We start from the raw sequence: 17,916 nt of genomic DNA on the forward strand, positions 1-17,916 counted from the left end.
AAAAGTGAGACTTTACGATCTTTTTTAACAAAGTTGTAAATAACAACTCAAAAAAAAAAGGCTATCAAAAGATAGCCTTTTTACGAGAATAAGTCGATTAACCAGTATTACGCATACCTGTAGCAATACCTGCAATCGTGACCATGAGTGCTTCTTCAAGCTCTTTAGGTAGCTCTTCTTGTTGACGAGTTCGGTAAAGTAATTCGGCTTGAAGCATATTGAGTGGCTCAACATAAATATTACGTAGGCGAATAGATTCTGCGCCCCATGGATCTTGTTGCATCAAGTGATCATTATTTTCAACAGTTAGCACAGCTTTAATATCTTGCTGTAATTGTGAGCGCAATTGTTTACCCAGTGGCCATAAGGCTTCAGCGGTTAAACGTTGATCATAGTATTCAGCGATACCAAGGTTGGTTTTACTGTATACCATTTCCAGCATACCCAAACGTGTTGAGAAAAATGGCCATTCACGACACATGTCTTCTAATAATGATGCATTACCATTATCGATTGAATACTGAATTGCTTCACCAGCGCCTAGCCATGCTGGTAACAATAAACGGTTTTGACTCCACGCAAAAATCCATGGAATTGCACGTAAGCTTTCAACGCCACCATTAGGGTTACGTTTTGCTGGACGTGAGCCTAGAGGTAATTTACCGAGCTCTAATTCAGGTGTTGCGGCACGGAAATAAGGCACAAACTCTGGGTTATTACGCACGACGTTACGGTATGACTCACACGATACGCTAGAAAGTTCGTCCATCACATGACGCCATTCTTGCTTCGGTGCTGGTGGCGGTAATAAATTTGCTTCTAAGGTCGCGCTAGCATAAAGACTTAAACTATTAATCGCGACCTCAGGTAAACCAAGTTTGAAGCGGATCATTTCGCCTTGCTCAGTCACACGTAAGCCACCTTTTAGGCTTCGTGGTGGCTGAGATAATAGTGCAGCGTGCGCTGGTGCACCACCACGACCAATACTACCGCCACGACCGTGGAATAAAGTGATTTCAACATCAGCTTGCTCACACACAGCAACCAGTTTTTCCATCGCACTGTATTGTGCCCAACCCGCTGACATCACACCAGCATCTTTGGCTGAATCAGAATAACCAATCATTACCATTTGATGGTTTTGAATAAAGCCACGGTACCAATCAATATTAAGTAATTGTTCAATAACATCAGCACCATTATTCAAGTCGTCTAGAGTTTCAAATAATGGGCAGACATCCATCCGGAATGGACAACCAGCTTCTTGCAGTAATAAGTGTACGGCCAAGACATCTGATGCGGTACGAGCCATTGAAATTACATAAGCGCCTAATGCTTCACGAGGTTGTTCGGCAATGGCTTTACAGGTTTCTAATACTTCTTTGACTTCCGCTGATGGTTCCCAATTACGTGGTAGTAATGGGCGTTTAGATGATAGCTCGCGGACTAAAAACGCAATTTTATCCTGTTCACACCATTGGCTGTAATCGCCTAAACCAAGGTGACGAGTAAGCTCTGAAATAACATTTTCATGGCGGGTGCTTTCTTGGCGAATATCAAGTCGTACTAAGTGAACCCCGAAACATTTCACGCGGCGTAGCGTATCAAGTAGTAAGCCATCAGCAATGATTGCCATGCCGCATTGGTGCAGTGATTGATAGCATGCAAATAGCGGATCCCATAGCTCAGAAACATCATTAATAATGGCTGTTGATAATGGTGTTTGGCCGTTAATTTGAGCTTCTAAACTATCACGGGTAAGAATGAGCTTAGTACGTAATTGCTTTAAAATTGCACGGTAAGGTTCATGTTCTTCACCGGCGAGCTCACGTAGTTGCTCATTACATTGAATCATTGATAATTCATTGATTAATTCTTGTACATCACCAAGGTAAAGTTCAGCCGCTTTCCAGCGTGAAAGGCGTAATACTTCACGGGTAATATTTGAGGTTACAAATGGGTTACCGTCACGGTCACCACCCATCCATGATGAGAAGGTAACTGGCGTTGCATCAAGAGGTAATTTTTGACCTAAATGTTGCTGTAGTTTTTCATCAAACAGACGTACGAATTCAGGTACGGCTTGCCAGAGAGAGTTTTCAACAACCGCATAACCCCATTTCGCTTCATCAATTGGAGTCGGGCGTTGCTGACGAATAACATCGGAATACCATGCTTGGGCAATCAGTTGTTCTAATCGTTGTTCAACCCGTGCTCGTTCTGCTGTTGATAGTTCACTTAATTCTAATTGCGATAGGCACTTATTAATCTGTACCAATTTATGGATCATGGTACGACGAGCAATTTCCGTTGGGTGAGCGGTTAATACCAGATCAATATTTAATTCATTGACGGCAGCTAAAGAGTCAGCAGGGTTAACGTCATTATCAACTAATTTAGTAAACAACTCATCGAGCGCATCTGGGCTACAGAGAGTGGTTTCGCGTTGGCGTGAAATGGTATGGTATTGCTCAGCAATATTGGTGAGATTAAGGAATTGACTAAAAGCTCGAGCAACAGGAAGTAATTGATCATCGGGTAGGTTTTGTAATTCATCAATTAGCTTTTCGCGGTCATCTTGATTACCAGTGCCAGCTGACTTAGAAAGTTTACGAATCGTTTCAACTTTTTCTAATAGCTCATCACCGCAAGCTGTTTTGATGGTATTGCCTAGCAAATGGCCAAGCATACTGACATTACTTGTTAACGCGCTGTATTTCTCGTTCATATCGTATCCATTCCGTAATTTTGTTACATCCAATTTAACCTTTACCCCACAATCTAGCCGCGAATCTAGTAATAGGTCAACAGAGATTATATTTATCGCTGATAAAAACTGGTGATATTGATTTTAGTCATACTATTGATTGTATTTTGTAATCTTTTTACATTATTACCATCTTCAACGCACATTTTTGTTTGTTATTAATTAGATAGAGTAAAAAAAAGCCTTTTAATAGTTGGTTTCTGTTACGGTTAAATGTCGCAAAGGTTAACGAGAAGATAATTAAATATATTTTTTTATTACATAATCATTGACAGTGCGTAATTTAACCAGTAAACATATTAATTCAGATTAATGAATATACAGCAACGGTTGTTTTTTTGTCTCAGAGCAAGGATAGCTCAGGGTTAATAGTTAAATGCAGGAAGTTATTATCATGAACCAAACACACACACCTCTCGTTATCTCCCTTCGACGACGCTAAGTCTTCTGCCTTAGGTACTTTTACGTGCCTCATCTCTGCTGGTTACAGCACACCTTCATTAGCCGTTATGACACCCATATTTTTATACCATAGTCCCGATTGTTTTAATTACGGCTTGATGACAATCACTACAGATGGAATTAGCGATGTTAAACACTGTTATTATTGGCGCCAGTGGTTATACCGGCGCAGAATTGTCAAAAATGGTTAGCCGTCATCCACAGTTAATACTCAGTGGGTTATATGTTTCAGCTAATAGCCTTGATGCTGGTAAACCATTGAGTGATCTTCATGGTCAATTAAAAGGAATAGTCGATTTACCGTTATTGCCCTTAACGGATATCAAAACAACGGCAGCCACGGCAGATATTGTGCTGTTAGCAACTGCGCATGAAGTTAGCCATGATATTGCGACGACATTTCTTGATGCCGGCTGCCAGGTGTTTGACTTGTCGGGTGCGTTCAGAGTTAAAGCTGATGATTTTTATCAGCAATATTATGGTTTTGAACATCAGTATAGTGAGTGGTTAGATAATGCTGTTTATGGGTTAGCTGAATGGAATGATGACGCTATTCGTCAGGCTCAGTTGATTGCCGTTCCTGGATGTTATCCCACCGCATCACAATTAGCCCTAAAACCATTAGTGGTTGCTGATCTGCTTGATCGTCAGCAGTGGCCAGTTATTAACGCGGTTAGTGGTGTTTCTGGTGCTGGCCGTAAAGCTACCATGACCAATAGTTTTTGTGAGGTGAGTTTGCACGCTTATGGTTTGTTTACTCATCGCCACCAACCTGAAATTTCCCATCATCTTAACTGCGACGTTATTTTTACCCCTCATTTAGGCAATTTTAAGCGTGGGATCTTAGCCACTATTACCGCTAAATTAGCCTCTGGTGTGACAGCTGATGATGTTACAGCAGTGCTGGAATCGGCATATTTAAAGACAGGCGATCAACATGCGGTGCGTTTGCTTGGTAATAAAACGGCTCAACTTGATGATGTTGTCGGTAGCTGTTTTTGTGATATTGGCTGGCAGGTGCAGGGGGAGCATATTATTTTAACTGCTGCGATCGATAATTTATTGAAAGGTGCAGCATCGCAAGCAATACAATGCATAAATATTCGTAATGGTTTTTCTCAGTTAACCGCGTTGGTGTAGGAGTAACACGATGAATCAAGTCCCTCTGGTGATTAAGTTAGGTGGCGCTGCATTAGAATCTAAGCTCACTTTAGAACGGTTATTTTCCACCATCAATGCTTATCAGGCGAACTCACAGCGACCTATTTTATTTGTTCATGGTGGTGGTTATTTGGTTGATGAGCTAATGACGAAACTGCAATTGCCAACCATAAAAAAGCAAGGATTACGAGTTACACCGAGCGATCAAATTGGTTTGATTACCGGTGCATTAGCAGGTACAGCCAATAAAATGTTACAGGGACAGGCATTAAAAGCGGGTGTCGCGGCTGTCGGCTTGAGTTTAGCTGATGGTGGCCTGTGTCGCGTGACTCAATTAGATCCTGAGTTAGGTGCTGTGGGTCATGCTGAGCCTAATGATAGTGCTTTGGTGAGTCAAATGATGCAGATCGGATTTGTGCCAATCATCAGTTCAATTGGGCTTGATAGCAATGGCGAGATGATGAATGTTAATGCCGATCAAGCGGCGGTAGCCGTTGCAGCAGCTATTGATGGTGAATTGGTTTTGCTATCAGATGTGAGCGGTGTGCTTGATGGTAAAGGTAATTTAATTAAGCAACTGACTGAGACCGAGGCCGAAGAGTTAATTGCTCAGGCGGTGATCACCGATGGCATGATCGTCAAAGTCCGCGCTGCATTTTCAGCAGCTAACGCATTAGGACGTTCGATTGAAGTAGCCAGTTGGCGTTATCCCGAAAAGTTGAATGCATTGTTAGCAGGCGATAGTGTTGGCACCAAATTTACACCTTAATATTATGTTTATTAACGTAATATTTGCGAAATTTATGCTTGTTAAATCACAGTGATTTATGACGACCAATTAATATTTTTGAAAAAAGTGCCTGAACGGGATGACCGCGACAAGGCTGAAAGGAGCGCAGCAGATGAGTAAGATTAACAAAGTAGTATTGGCCTATTCAGGTGGTTTAGATACATCGGCGATTATTCCGTGGTTAAAAGAAAACTACGATTGTGAAGTGGTTGCGTTTGTGGCTGATGTTGGTCAAGGCGAAGAAGAGCTGGTTGGGATTGAAGAAAAAGCTATCGCGTCAGGTGCATCGTCATGTTACATCGCTGATTTAAAAGAAGAGATGGTTAAGGATTATATTTATCCATCATTGAAAACCGGAGCAATTTACGAGGGTAAATACTTACTGGGTACCTCAATGGCGCGGCCAATTATTGCCAAAGCACAAGTAGAGTGTGCGTTAGATGTTGGTGCTGATGCTTTGTGCCACGGTTGTACTGGTAAAGGTAATGATCAGGTACGGTTTGAAGGTGCATTTGCTGCACTTGCACCGCAACTAACAGTGATAGCACCATGGCGTGAGTGGAATTTACGTAGCCGTGAAGCGCTACTTGATTACTTAGCTGAACGTAATATTCCTTGTAGCGCATCATTAGAAAAAATTTATTCACGAGATGCTAATGCATGGCATGTATCAACTGAAGGCGGGGTGCTTGAAGATACTTGGAACGCACCGAATGATTTATGTTGGGTGTGGACAAAAGATCCTCAGCAAGCGCCTGATGAGGCAGAAACGGTATCCGTTTTAGTTGAAAAAGGTGAAGTGGTTGCGGTTAATGGCGAGCCAATGACTCCTTATAACGCGCTTAATTACCTCAATCAAAAAGGTGCTGAGCATGGTGTTGGCCGAATTGATATTGTTGAAAATCGTTTAGTCGGCATTAAATCTCGTGGCTGTTACGAAACACCTGGTGGCACCATTATGATGGAAGCACTGCGGGCGGTTGAACAATTAGTGCTAGATAAAGAGTCATTTGAGTTTCGTCAAACCATTGGGCTTAAAGCCTCGCACCTTATCTATGATGGCCGCTGGTTTACCCCGCTGTGCCAATCGTTATTAGCTGCTGCTGATACGTTAGCGCAAGATGTGACGGGCGAAGTAGTTATTCAACTTTATAAAGGTCAAGCAACCGTTATTCAGAAGCGTTCACTCAATAGTTTGTATTCAGAAGAGTTCGCTACTTTTGGCGAAGATGATGTTTATGATCACAGTCATGCTGGTGGTTTTATTCGTTTGTATTCTCTGGCGAGTCGAATTCGTGCGCTTAATAAGCAAAAATAATTAACCCAATATTGTGACTATGTTGCAGCGAGTGTATCGCTCACTGCAACATTAAGCTTATCGATATCATTAGACTTGGACAGTAAAGGAGATTCACCATGGCATTATGGGGCGGACGGTTTAGTCAGGCAGCTGACATCAGATTCAAACAATTTAATGATTCGCTGCGTTTTGACTATCGACTCGCAGAGCAAGATATTGTCGGTTCAATAGCTTGGTCAAAAGCCCTGCGCCAAGTAAATGTGCTGACCGAACAAGAGCAACAACAACTTGAATTGGCTTTAAACGAACTTAAGTTAGCGGTGATGGAAGATCCTGAGCAGATTTTGACTTCAGACGCTGAAGATATTCATAGTTGGGTTGAGCAGCAACTGATTGCGAAAGTGGGTGATCTGGGTAAAAAACTTCATACAGGTCGTTCACGTAATGATCAGGTAGCAACGGATCTTAAACTTTGGTGCCGTCAGCAAGGTCAGCAACTATTATTAATGCTCGATAAACTGCAACAACAATTAGTCACTGTCGCTCGTCAGCATCAAGCGACAGTGCTACCTGGGTATACACATCTGCAACGGGCTCAGCCAGTAACGTTTGCCCATTGGTGTTTAGCTTATGTGGAAATGCTAGAGCGTGATCACTCGCGTTTAAATGACGCCATGGCGCGGTTAGATACTTGTCCGTTAGGCTCTGGTGCACTTGCAGGTACCGCTTATCCGATTGATCGTGAAGTATTAGCACATAGTCTTGGCTTTCACCGCGCCACCCGTAATAGTCTCGATTCCGTGTCTGATCGTGATCATGTAATGGAGTTATTATCAACGGCATCGATTTCAATGCTGCATTTATCCCGTATGGCTGAAGATTTAATTTTCTATAACTCGGGTGAGTCAAACTTTATAGAACTTGATGATGCCGTCACTTCTGGTTCGTCGTTGATGCCACAAAAGAAAAACCCAGATGCACTAGAGCTTATTCGTGGTAAATGTGGCCGCGTTTATGGTGCGATGGCTGCGATGATGATGACGGTAAAAGCATTACCATTGGCTTACAACAAAGATATGCAAGAAGATAAAGAAGGACTCTTTGACGCATTAGATAGCTGGCATGATTGCATGGAAATGGCTGCACTATGTTTTGATGGCATCAAAGTTAATCAAGATCGAACTTTAGAAGCCGCGTTGCAAGGTTACTCTAATGCGACTGAGTTAGCAGATTATTTGGTTGCTAAAGGCATTCCATTCCGTGAAGCACATCATATTGTTGGGGTTGCGGTAGTCGCTGCAATCGCCAAAGGTTGCGCATTGGAAGAACTATCATTGGTTGAAATGAAACAATTTTCAACAGTGATTGAAGCCGATGTCTATCCCATTTTAACGATTGAGTCGTGTTTAGAGAAGCGCTGCGCTCTCGGTGGTGTTGCACCAAATCAAGTTGATTACGCGATTGGACAAGCTGAAAAGCGGCTTGATAAGCGTTATTCACCCGATGTGAAAGTCCGCGGTGCACGGTTAACGGATCTGGATGCCATTGAGGGAATGGTGGTGTATTGGGCTGGGCTAGGTGAGAATTTACCGCGTAATCGTAATGAATTAGTGCGGGATATTGGTTCATTTGCCGTTGCTGAAAATCATGGCGTTGTTACCGGATGCGCTTCATTGTATGTTTATGATTCTGGATTGGCAGAAATTCGTTCATTAGGGGTTGAGGCAGGTTGGCAGCAACAAGGGCAGGGTAAAGCGATTGTCGATCACTTACTTGAGAAAGCTGCTCAAATGGCGATTAAAAAAGTGTTTGTGCTAACTCGTGTGCCTGAGTTCTTTATGAAGCGAGGCTTTACCCCAACCTCAAAAGCATTATTACCTGAAAAAGTCATGAAAGATTGTGATCGTTGTCCTCGTCAGCATGCTTGTGATGAGGTTGCGTTAGAGGTGTGGCTTGATCAAGTACAACGGATTGCCACGACGAATGTCGCTTGATCGGTAGCAATTGAAGCTGTTTAAAAATAGCAAAAGCCCTCAGTTCTCGCGAAGTGAGGGCTTTTTGTTAACGCTTTAATCGTGGAGTATTAGCCTAAGAAAATTTCTAATTCTTCGCTACCACCAATGTGCTTACCACCAATGAATACTTGAGGAACAGTACTACGGCCAGTAATTGCACGTAAAGATACCGTTGTCGCATCTTTACCTAGAATGATTTCTTCATACTGTAGGCCTTTGTCGATCAGATTCTGCTTCGCTTTAACACAGAAAGGACAGCCAGGCTTAGAGAATACAGTAATTGATTCTTGTAACTTTTGCTCTGGAGCAATGTAGTTCAGCATAGTATCTGCATCTGAAACTTTGAACGGGTCGCCAGGTTCTTCGTTTTCAACAAACATTTTCTCAACGATGCCGTTTTTCACTAACATGCTGTAACGCCATGAACGCGCACCGAAACCTAGGTCATCTTTTTCAACTAGCATGCCCATGCCATTAGTGAATTCACCGTTACCATCAGGAATGAAGGTAATGTTTTCTGCTTCTTGATCTGCTTTCCATGCATTCATTACGAACGTATCGTTAACCGATACACATAGAATGTCGTCAACGCCGTTATCAGCAAATACTGATGCTAACTCGTTGTAACGAGGTAGGTGGCTAGAAGAACATGTTGGTGTAAATGCGCCGGGTAGGCTAAATACAACCACAGTTTTATTAGCAAATAACTTGTTTGTTGTTACATCTACCCATTGATCACCTTTACGGGTGTGGAAAGTAACTTGAGGTACTGGCTGACCTTCTTTAGATGCGAACATAATGTGATTCCTTAAAAAATATAAATTAATTTAATGCAATCGGAGCTTCGTAAATATGTTCTCCATATTGATGAAGTAATTATGCGATTTTACTCTTGATAGTTCTAATCGTTTACTGCTATGGTTTTGATAGTTGATTCCTATTGGTAACCCTAGCTAATGAATATTCGAGATCTTGAGTACCTTGTCGCCCTATCTGAACATAAACATTTTCGTAAAGCGGCTGAAGCCTGTTATGTCAGTCAGCCAACCCTCAGTGGTCAAATTCGTAAATTAGAAGATGAACTTGGGGTGTCGCTATTAGAACGAACCAGTCGTCGCGTACTTTTTACCGATGCGGGATTGAGTTTAGTCGCCCAAGCGCAGAAAGTGTTGCTTGAGGTCAAAATATTGACCGAACTTGCTAGTTTGCAAGGAGAAAGCATGGCTGGACCGTTACATATTGGCTTTATTCCTACTGTAGGTCCATATTTATTACCGCAAATCATTCCCACCTTAAAAGAAGCTTTTCCTGATTTAGAGTTATTTTTACATGAAGCACAAACGCATCAATTAGTGCAACAACTTGAAGAGGGCAAGCTAGATTGCATGATTTTAGCGTCAGTAAAAGAAAGTGAACCTTTTATTGAATTACCATTATATGACGAGCCGATGATGTTAGCGGTGCCTGAAACGCATCGTTGGGCACAAGAAAAAGAAATTGATATGTCGCGTCTGCATGGTGAAACATTATTAATGCTAGAAGATGGCCACTGTTTACGTAATCAAGCCTTAGGTTTTTGCTTTGCTGCTGGCGCCCGTGATGATGGTCGTTTTAAAGCAACGAGCCTTGAAACACTACGTAATATGGTTGCAGCCGGAAGTGGTATCACGTTATTACCGCAATTAGCGACACCAAAAGAACATTGTCGTGATGGGGTTTGTTATATTGCTGCCGAGCACCCACAACCGACTCGTTTAATTACATTAGCCTACCGTCCTGGCTCACCATTAAAATCGCGTTATGAGAAATTGGCTGAAGTGATTAAGTCTAAAATGCCACAAATTTTTGCCAACCATGTGCAGAAATAGTATTTCTCACTGAGGATGAAGTGAAATTTCAACCCAAAAAAAAGAGCGCTGATTAGCGCTCTTTGTATTTAAAGATTAAATTTAGAATAGTTCTTCCGCAGTTTCCGCATCAAATTTCTGTTCTGAATTGACTTGGCTTGCAGATTGAGTCGGTTCAGTACCCTTGATGAAGTACTCATACATTGAGCTTGCATCATCGCGATCTGACAGTTTACCCGTTGCGCGGTCAATACGTACTTTGACGATATCGGCTGGAATCTGTAATGGCTGTTCAGGCGTATTTTTCAATGCTGCACGCATAAAGTTGATCCATGCTGGTTGAGCAGCATTACCGCCATATTCGCCACCAGTAATTTGATTCTTACCGAGGTTTTTATTAAAGCTCGTACGTCCTAGTGTATGGCGATGATCATCAAAACCCACCCAAGTTGTGGCAACGATATTTGGTCCAAAACCGGTATACCAAGCATCTTTCGAGTCATTGGTCGTACCTGTTTTACCGCCAATATCATGTCGGCCCAGTACGCGAGCTCTAAAGCCTGTACCGTAAGGGTGGCCTGGCTCGCCCCAAATGTTACTGTTTAACATTTGACGAACAAGGAACGCATTTTGCTCGCTGATTACTTCTGGAGCATAACGTACCGCTGGCGGTGTAATCACTTGCTCTAGTTGGGCTAGAGTTGGCTTTTCAGTGACAGGGGTGAGCGGTTGTTGATCTGCAGGGGCATTTTCCGCTGCCGTTGCTGCAGCTGTTGCCAATGCCACTTGCATTTTCGCCTGTGGGTTTTGGCTCTGACAAACATCATTACAGACAATTTTTGGATTCGCGCTGTAGATCAACTCACCATTACTATTATCAACTTTATTGATTAAGAACGGTTTGACCGCATAACCACCGTTGGCAAATACCGAATAACCCTGCACGAGCTCTAGTGGGGTTAAACTACCTGCACCTAATGCTAGTGGTTCTGCATGGGGAAGATCGGCACGTTTAAAACCAAAACGAGTCAGATAGTTAATGGTGTAATCTAAACCTGCCATGCGTAGCACACGAATAGCCATGACGTTGATTGAACGTGCTAAACCAATACGTGCACGAGTTGGACCACCATAACGGCCATCAGCATTCTTTGGTCGCCATGCGGTGCCTTGCCATTTGTCCCACTTGGTGATTGGCGCATCATTAATAAGGGTTGCTAATGTGAGCCCTTTTTGAATTGCTGCTGAGTAAATAAAGGGTTTAATACCAGAACCTACTTGACGAATCGACTGAGTGGCACGGTTAAACTTACTTTGGGTATAGTTAAAACCACCGACCATTGCCAATATCGCACCATTGTCTGGTGACATCGCAACAAAAGAGGTATTCGCACCAGGCACTTGGCTTAATACCCAGTGGCTAGTCGTTACCGCTGCTGTGTCTGCTGTTGCTGCCACTGTGGTCGCTTTATTCTGAACCCAGATTTGTTGACCTGCAGTTAGAATTTCTGCTGCTGTTGTTGGTGCTGGTCCTTGGGCTTTATTGGTTAGGAACTTACGGGCCCATTTCATACCATCCCAATTTAAGGTGATGGTTTGACCTTGCTTAGTAACCACAGTTGCTGTTTGTTGATTAACTTGAGTGACTACTGCCGGGATCAACTCACCATAAGTCGGTTGGCTACTCAATTTTTCAACGATTTGGTTGGCATTAAGTGGTGTTTGGCCAGGCTTCCATAACACTGCCGTTGCGCCACGATACCCATGACGCTCATCGTAAGTTAGCAGGTTATCAACCGCTGATTGTTGGGCTGCATGCTGTAACTTAGCATTAATGGTGGTGTAGACATCCATGCCTTTGGTGTAAGCATCTTCACCGTAACGGTTAACCATCCACGCCCGTGCGCGTTCAGCAACGTACGGCGCATAAAGTTGAATTTCAGCGCTGTGATAATGGGAAACAATTGGCTCTGAGCGAGCTTGATCCATCTGTGCTTTGGTGATGTAACCTTCTTTATACATGCGATCTAACACCACGTTACGACGAGTTGTCGCGCGGTCAATCGAATAAATAGGGTTCATGGTTGATGGCGCTTTAGGTAGGCCTGCAATCACCGCCATTTCACTCAAGGTTAGCTGATCAACAGTCTTACCAAAGTAAACTTGTGCCGCTGCACCGACACCATAAGCACGATAACCGAGATAAATCTTATTGAGGTAAAGATCGAGGATTTGATCTTTAGTTAGAATTTGCTCGATATGTATCGCAATAAATGCCTCTCGAATTTTACGTGAGAAGGTTTTTTTATTTGAGAGGAAGAAGTTTCGTGCCAGTTGCTGAGTGATAGTACTCGCGCCTTGACGTGCATGACCAGTGGTTAGCATCACAAAAGCTGCACGTGCAATACCAATTGGATCAACGCCATGATGTTCATAAAAACGACTGTCTTCGGTCGCAATAAAACCATCGACCAACAGTGGTGGTATTTGTTTGAGTGTTAATGGTATACGACGTTTCTCACCAAATTGTGAGATCAGTTCGCCATCAGCACTGTACACCCTGAGTGGTGTTTGGAGCTCGACATCTTTTAATTTAGCAACATCAGGAAGGTCTGGTTTTAGGTATAAATAAAAACCAAAAATAGTACCCACTCCAAGAATGATGCAAATTAATGCAAGTATTAGTAATCGCTTTATGAACTTCACTTGAGATTTCCCGTTACGCCATCGTTCTGGCGGTCATTATCCATTATCTTTTACCTTCAAGTATAAAGATAACAAAAAATTAATTAATGCCGTTGATGGTGTTTATTCGAAATAGTTTGTTTTTTCGCCACATGGGAGCATAACACGGATGTTTCGGAACCCATTAAGTGTTGGGGTAGATATTGGCAATCACAGTATCAAAGCTGTGGTTTTACAACAAAAAAAAGAGCAGTTTGAGTTAGTTGCATTTGCTGAGGTTGAGTTGACTAAAACTGTTATAAACGATCAGCATAGCGTGAATAATGCTGAACTGTTGTCAGCAATGCGTCAAATTAAAAAGCAATTACCGTGGCAAGCTAAAGTCGTTACCTTAGCGCTACCTGATAGTGCAGTGATCAGTAAAGTTGTTCAACTCGGTAGTAACCTCAGTGAAGAAGAGGCAGAGTTCGCTATCACGCAAGCCTTAGGTGCCGCGTCGCCGTTTCCAGTTGAAGAGCTGTGGTTTGATTATTTCCCATTAATCAGTGACCGTTTTAGCGATGTTGCTGCGACAACCCCGTTTCAAGTGTTTGCTTCGCGTCGAGAAACGATAGATAACCGTGTTAACGCTTTGCTTAAACTTGGTTTTAAACCAAAAGTGATGGAATTACAAACTCATGCCTTATTATGGTTGGCTGAACATTTTGCTGAAATGGGGAGCCATTATAATCAATGGGGGGTGGTTGATGTTGGCAAGCGGCATACGGAATTTTGTATGAAACCACAAGGCAGCGCTGTTTATCATCGTGAAATTCGATTTGGTACTAGCATGTTTGACAGTCTGGATGGCGTAACGCAGTTTGGTGGTAATCATGCCGAACAATTTACTAAGCGGTTAGCAGAACAGCTAAAGCGTCAAATTCAATTGTATAACTCAACTCATCCTCGTAGTGGTATCAAAGGCTTATGGCTCGGTGGTGGTGGGCAAAATTTGGTTTCGGCATCATTGCTACAACGCTTAATTGGTCTGGATACGGTCTGGGTTAGCCCATTTCAGCATTTTAGTTGTGCCAAGAAAGTTGAATTACCTCGCATGATGTCGAGTCAGTATGCGGTTGCGACAGGGTTAGCGTTGCGAGGGCTAGCATGATCGATAAACTCAATCTATTGCCGTGGCGTGAGCAGCGACGTAAGCAGCACAAACAACGTTTCTTAGGATTACTGGCGACAAGTGTTGTTGTGGCCATTGCTGGTAATGGCGCTATTGCGAAATATATAGAAACCCAACACCAACAACAGCAGAGTCGTAATCATCAACTGCAGCAGGAATTAACCAGCTTAGAGCAACGCTTGGCTTATTTACCGAAGTTAGATAAACAGCGTGATGCGATTAAACTGCGATTAAAAGTGATTGTTGATATTCAGTTATCACGTAATCGGGTTACCCAACTGCTTAATCAATTACCGGAAGTAGTGCCTGCTGGCGTGTATCTTGATGGGGTAAATTTAGCCTCGCAACGCGTAAAAGTAGATGGCTTTGGAGATACTAATGGTCATTTGGCGGCGTTACTTGGTAAAGCTGAGCAATCACCATGGTTTAATAATATTGAAATGCACTCTTTAGTCACGACGAAAAGCCGTGATAAACAACAAAAGTCACAATTTAATGCATCGTTTGATTTAACTGCTCCACCCATTAATAAGCCGTCACTTAAGGCAATTTATGCGACGGCAATAGTGGAGAAGCGACAATGATTGACTGGCGTGAATTAGAATTAGATGAAGTTACTGAGTGGCCATTATTACCCCAGTGTCTCATTGCGGGCGTGGTGACATTATTGTTATCGGTGTTTGGTTATTGGTATTGGTTAACTCCGTTAACTGCTGCTTTAGAGCAGCAAAAGCAGCAGGAAATAACCTTACGTGGGCAGTTAGTGAGTCGAGCAGCCCAAGTGGCAGCATTACCACGGGTTAAAGAGCAAGTGATTGAGCTTAACCGTCGCTATCAAGAAGTGATTCAACAATTACCCGAAGAGCAAGAATTAGCGAGTTTACTCGCGAGTATCAATGATATTGGTGTTGAAAATGGCTTGATTTTTCAGTCGATTAAGTGGGCGTCACGGATTGAACATGATCTTTATTACGAATTGCCCCTCAATATGCAATTAACGGGTTCTTATCAACAAATTGGTCAGTTTGCAGAGGCAATAGCACGTTTACCTCGAATTGTTAATTTACGCAATGTTGAATTAGCGCGCGTTGATAGCCAAGGTCTAGAAGAATTGTTGTCATTGACAGTATCTGCTACCACATACCGCTTTAAAGCTCCGCAATAATGAGGATTCTATGAGAACACTATTATGGCTGTTGCCGTTAGGGTTTGTGTTAATGGGGTGTCAGGCCAATACCGATTCCGTTGAGCAATTTATTGCTAAAACTCACACTAATGCCAAAGCCAAAGTGAAGCCATTAGCGGCTCCTTATATTTTTGTTGCGGAGTCATTTGTGATGACCAGCAAGCGAGTGCCGTTTTTACGACCTAAGCCAGAGTTACTATTAGCGAAACAAGCGGATAGTAGTTGCTGGCAGCCACCCATTAACCCTCAACCAACAGCACTCGAAACATTTCCGTTAGAGCAACTGGCAATGAAAGGCGTTATTGGTCATCAACGGCAACTATGGGGGTTGATTTATACCCCTGAAGGAGAGTTAGTCAGGATTAAGCCGGGACAGTTTGTTGGGCTTAATCGGGGCAAAGTCATAAAAGTGAGTAATGACGTCATTGAAATAGAAGAAACATTACCCGATGGCAAAGGTTGTTGGCTAATACGGCCTGCAAAGCTGGCGTTAGTTCAGCATTAATCAAGGATGAGTTATGAAAGGGAATAGATGGGGGCTTAGCCGCCAGATTTTCGTCAGTGTATGGTTAATGTGCTGGGGGTTAGTTACCATCACCAGCGTGACAGCAGCACCAGTAAGTGGCATTACTAATCAAGTTCAAAAGATTGACTTTCGTCGTGATAGTAAAGGTCGAGGTGTATTAACTCTCAAGTTACAACGGCCTCAATCATTGGTTGATTTTCGCCGTCAAGGTAAGCAGTTACAACTGGATATATTTGATACTCAATTGACCAATGAACAAATACATACTTTAGATGTGGTTGATTTCGCGACGGTTGTTAATAGCATTGATACTAGCAACATTCCTCGTGGCGCACGGTTAGTGTTTCATTTAGCAGCGGGCTACGATTATGACTATCGTTTTCGAGGAAATAATCTTGAGGTTACTATAACTCAGCGAGTACAACCCAAACCGACCTCAACGGCAGCTCAAACTAAGGTTTCTTACCAGGGCAAGCCCATTTCAATTAATTTTCAAGATATCCCGGTCCGTAACGTATTACAGTTAATTGCTGATTATAACGACTTTAATTTAGTGGTGGCAGATACCGTCAGCGGTAATGTGACGTTGCGTTTAGATAACGTGCCATGGCCGCAAGTGCTGGATATTATCCTCCAAGCCAAAGGGCTAGATAAACGTGTTCGTGGCTCAGTATTATTGGTCGCACCTAAAACAGAATTAGCCGCCAATGATCATCAAGTTATGGAAACTGCGCGTAAACAGCAACAATTAGCCAGCTTACGTTCGAAGCTGATTCAGATTAACTACGCGAAAGCGACTGATATTGCAGAATTATTGCGGGGCGCTAGTGATGGGATTGGAATGCTGTCTGAACGTGGTTCGTTACATGTTGATGAACGAACTAATGCATTGATAATTAAAGATACTCCTGAAAGTATCGCCAGCATTAAAGAGATAGTAGTGGCTCTCGATATTCCCGTGAAGCAGGTTCAAATTGAAGCACGCATTGTCACTATTGATGAAGGTAATATTGATGAACTCGGTGTTCGCTGGGGAGTATCAAGTATCGATGGCGATACGACCATCGGTGGTTCTATTGAAGGTAACCTTGGTAGTTCTGGCTTGCTAGATGATACTACGGTTGATGATTTTCTTAATGTTAATTTAGGCGCAACCCAAACGGGTGCTGCAAGTATCGCATTTCAAGTGGCAAAGTTGGGGAATATACTGTTAGATTTAGAATTATCAGCCTTGCAGTCAGAGCGTAAAGCCGAAATTATTTCTAGTCCTCGGTTAATGACGACTAATAAAAAAACCGCTTATATCGAACAAGGCACCGAGATTCCGTATCTAGAAGCGTCCTCAAGTGGCGCAGTGTCGGTTGATTTTAAAAAGGCAGTTTTAAGCCTGATGGTGACGCCTCAGATCACTCCAGATAATAAGCTGGTATTGGATTTGGAAGTAACTCAAGACAGTAAAGGTGAGGAAGTTCCAACAGGAGTCGGTACTGCGGTGGCAATTAAAACTCAGCGTATTGGTACCCAAGTGTTAGTCAATAATGGTGAAACGGTCGTATTGGGCGGTATTTATCAAAATCAGGTTAACAATAGCGTTCGTAAAGTGCCTATTCTTGGTGATATTCCAGTGCTTGGTGCATTATTTAGGCATAAAATGGAAGAACTTGGAAAACGTGAATTATTGATTTTTGTGACGCCAAAAATTGTGATGCAATAATTTTTCACTTACCGAACCATTTTACTGACAACCGTTCTAATCAATGTTGTAGCAGGGTGGTTGTATGTTAAAGTTGTTTTGTTTCATTGGGTTATGCTTTTAGCTTGCTTGGGTGTTAAGAGTGTTGTTGAGCTATTATTAGGATATTTACGAGCTTAATACGATTGACCTCAGACCTCGGGTAAGCCATTATGGCAACCTCTGTGGGTAAGACAGGCTTAATAAAATATCGATTGATGTCGACTAGCTATTGCAAAATAGTAGTCAGTCCTGAGATAATTTTCTGTCTTAT

At 42.6% G+C, this 17,916-nt stretch carries 13 protein-coding genes; 10 read left to right on the forward strand and 3 right to left on the reverse strand.

The window, feature by feature from the left end:
• Positions 1-97: 97 nt before the first annotated feature.
• Positions 98-2,728 carry a phosphoenolpyruvate carboxylase gene (ppc, locus tag PPBDW_RS01480; RefSeq protein ID WP_036789460.1) on the reverse strand — a complete coding sequence of 877 codons (2,631 nt, stop codon included), beginning with the start codon at positions 2,726-2,728 and terminating at the stop codon, positions 98-100.
• 627 nt (positions 2,729-3,355) lie between these two features.
• Between ppc and argC the strand changes: the two genes are divergently transcribed.
• The 4 genes from argC (at position 3,356) to argH (ending at position 8,474) form a co-directional block, all read left to right on the forward strand.
• The gene (gene argC / locus PPBDW_RS01485; protein ID WP_036789461.1) at positions 3,356-4,369 is read left to right on the forward strand and encodes an N-acetyl-gamma-glutamyl-phosphate reductase; all 1,014 of its coding nucleotides are present in this window, start codon (positions 3,356-3,358) and stop codon (positions 4,367-4,369) included.
• 10 nt (positions 4,370-4,379) lie between these two features.
• Positions 4,380-5,159 (forward strand): acetylglutamate kinase, encoded by a 780-nt coding sequence (gene argB / locus PPBDW_RS01490; protein ID WP_036789463.1) that lies wholly within the window; start codon positions 4,380-4,382, stop codon positions 5,157-5,159.
• A 133-nt stretch (positions 5,160-5,292) separates the two neighbouring features.
• Positions 5,293-6,498 carry an argininosuccinate synthase gene (locus PPBDW_RS01495; RefSeq protein ID WP_036789466.1) on the forward strand — a complete coding sequence of 402 codons (1,206 nt, stop codon included), beginning with the start codon at positions 5,293-5,295 and terminating at the stop codon, positions 6,496-6,498.
• Positions 6,499-6,596: 98 nt separating this feature from the next.
• Positions 6,597-8,474, forward strand: coding sequence for an argininosuccinate lyase (argH, locus tag PPBDW_RS01500; protein ID WP_036789468.1), 1,878 nt, complete (start codon positions 6,597-6,599; stop codon positions 8,472-8,474).
• Between the two features lie 89 nt (positions 8,475-8,563).
• Here the strand turns inward: argH and PPBDW_RS01505 are convergent, their stop codons facing one another.
• The gene (locus tag PPBDW_RS01505) at positions 8,564-9,292 is read right to left on the reverse strand and encodes a glutathione peroxidase (protein ID WP_036789470.1); all 729 of its coding nucleotides are present in this window, start codon (positions 9,290-9,292) and stop codon (positions 8,564-8,566) included.
• Positions 9,293-9,451: 159 nt separating this feature from the next.
• Between PPBDW_RS01505 and oxyR the strand changes: the two genes are divergently transcribed.
• Positions 9,452-10,363, forward strand: coding sequence for a DNA-binding transcriptional regulator OxyR (gene oxyR / locus PPBDW_RS01510; protein ID WP_036789471.1), 912 nt, complete (start codon positions 9,452-9,454; stop codon positions 10,361-10,363).
• Between the two features lie 81 nt (positions 10,364-10,444).
• On the opposite strand, the gene PPBDW_RS01515 is transcribed toward oxyR, so the two are convergent.
• Positions 10,445-13,048 carry a penicillin-binding protein 1A gene (locus tag PPBDW_RS01515; protein ID WP_036789474.1) on the reverse strand — a complete coding sequence of 868 codons (2,604 nt, stop codon included), beginning with the start codon at positions 13,046-13,048 and terminating at the stop codon, positions 10,445-10,447.
• 148 nt (positions 13,049-13,196) lie between these two features.
• On the opposite strand from PPBDW_RS01515, the gene pilM reads away from it, so the two are divergent.
• The 5 genes from pilM to PPBDW_RS01540 are packed head-to-tail and all read left to right on the forward strand — an operon-like array spanning position 13,197 to position 17,624.
• Positions 13,197-14,177: a type IV pilus biogenesis protein PilM gene (gene pilM / locus PPBDW_RS01520; protein WP_036789477.1), complete on the forward strand. Its 981-nt coding sequence runs from the start codon at positions 13,197-13,199 to the stop codon at positions 14,175-14,177.
• Positions 14,174-14,782, forward strand: coding sequence for a PilN domain-containing protein (locus tag PPBDW_RS01525; protein ID WP_036789480.1), 609 nt, complete (start codon positions 14,174-14,176; stop codon positions 14,780-14,782). The genes pilM and PPBDW_RS01525 overlap by 4 nt, the downstream gene beginning before the upstream one ends.
• Complete coding sequence (locus tag PPBDW_RS01530) at positions 14,779-15,363, forward strand: type IV pilus inner membrane component PilO (RefSeq protein ID WP_036789484.1); 585 nt, start codon at positions 14,779-14,781, stop codon at positions 15,361-15,363. Before PPBDW_RS01525 ends, PPBDW_RS01530 begins: the two co-directional genes overlap by 4 nt.
• A gap of 10 nt (positions 15,364-15,373) precedes the next feature.
• On the forward strand, positions 15,374-15,889 hold the full coding sequence (locus PPBDW_RS01535; RefSeq protein ID WP_036789487.1) for a pilus assembly protein PilP: 516 nt from the start codon (positions 15,374-15,376) through the stop codon (positions 15,887-15,889).
• Between the two features lie 13 nt (positions 15,890-15,902).
• Positions 15,903-17,624 carry a type IV pilus secretin PilQ gene (locus PPBDW_RS01540; RefSeq protein WP_081045133.1) on the forward strand — a complete coding sequence of 574 codons (1,722 nt, stop codon included), beginning with the start codon at positions 15,903-15,905 and terminating at the stop codon, positions 17,622-17,624.
• The last annotated feature ends 292 nt before the right edge of the window (positions 17,625-17,916 follow it).

Source organism: Photobacterium kishitanii (genome assembly GCF_000613045.3).
GTDB lineage: Bacteria > Pseudomonadota > Gammaproteobacteria > Enterobacterales > Vibrionaceae > Photobacterium > Photobacterium kishitanii.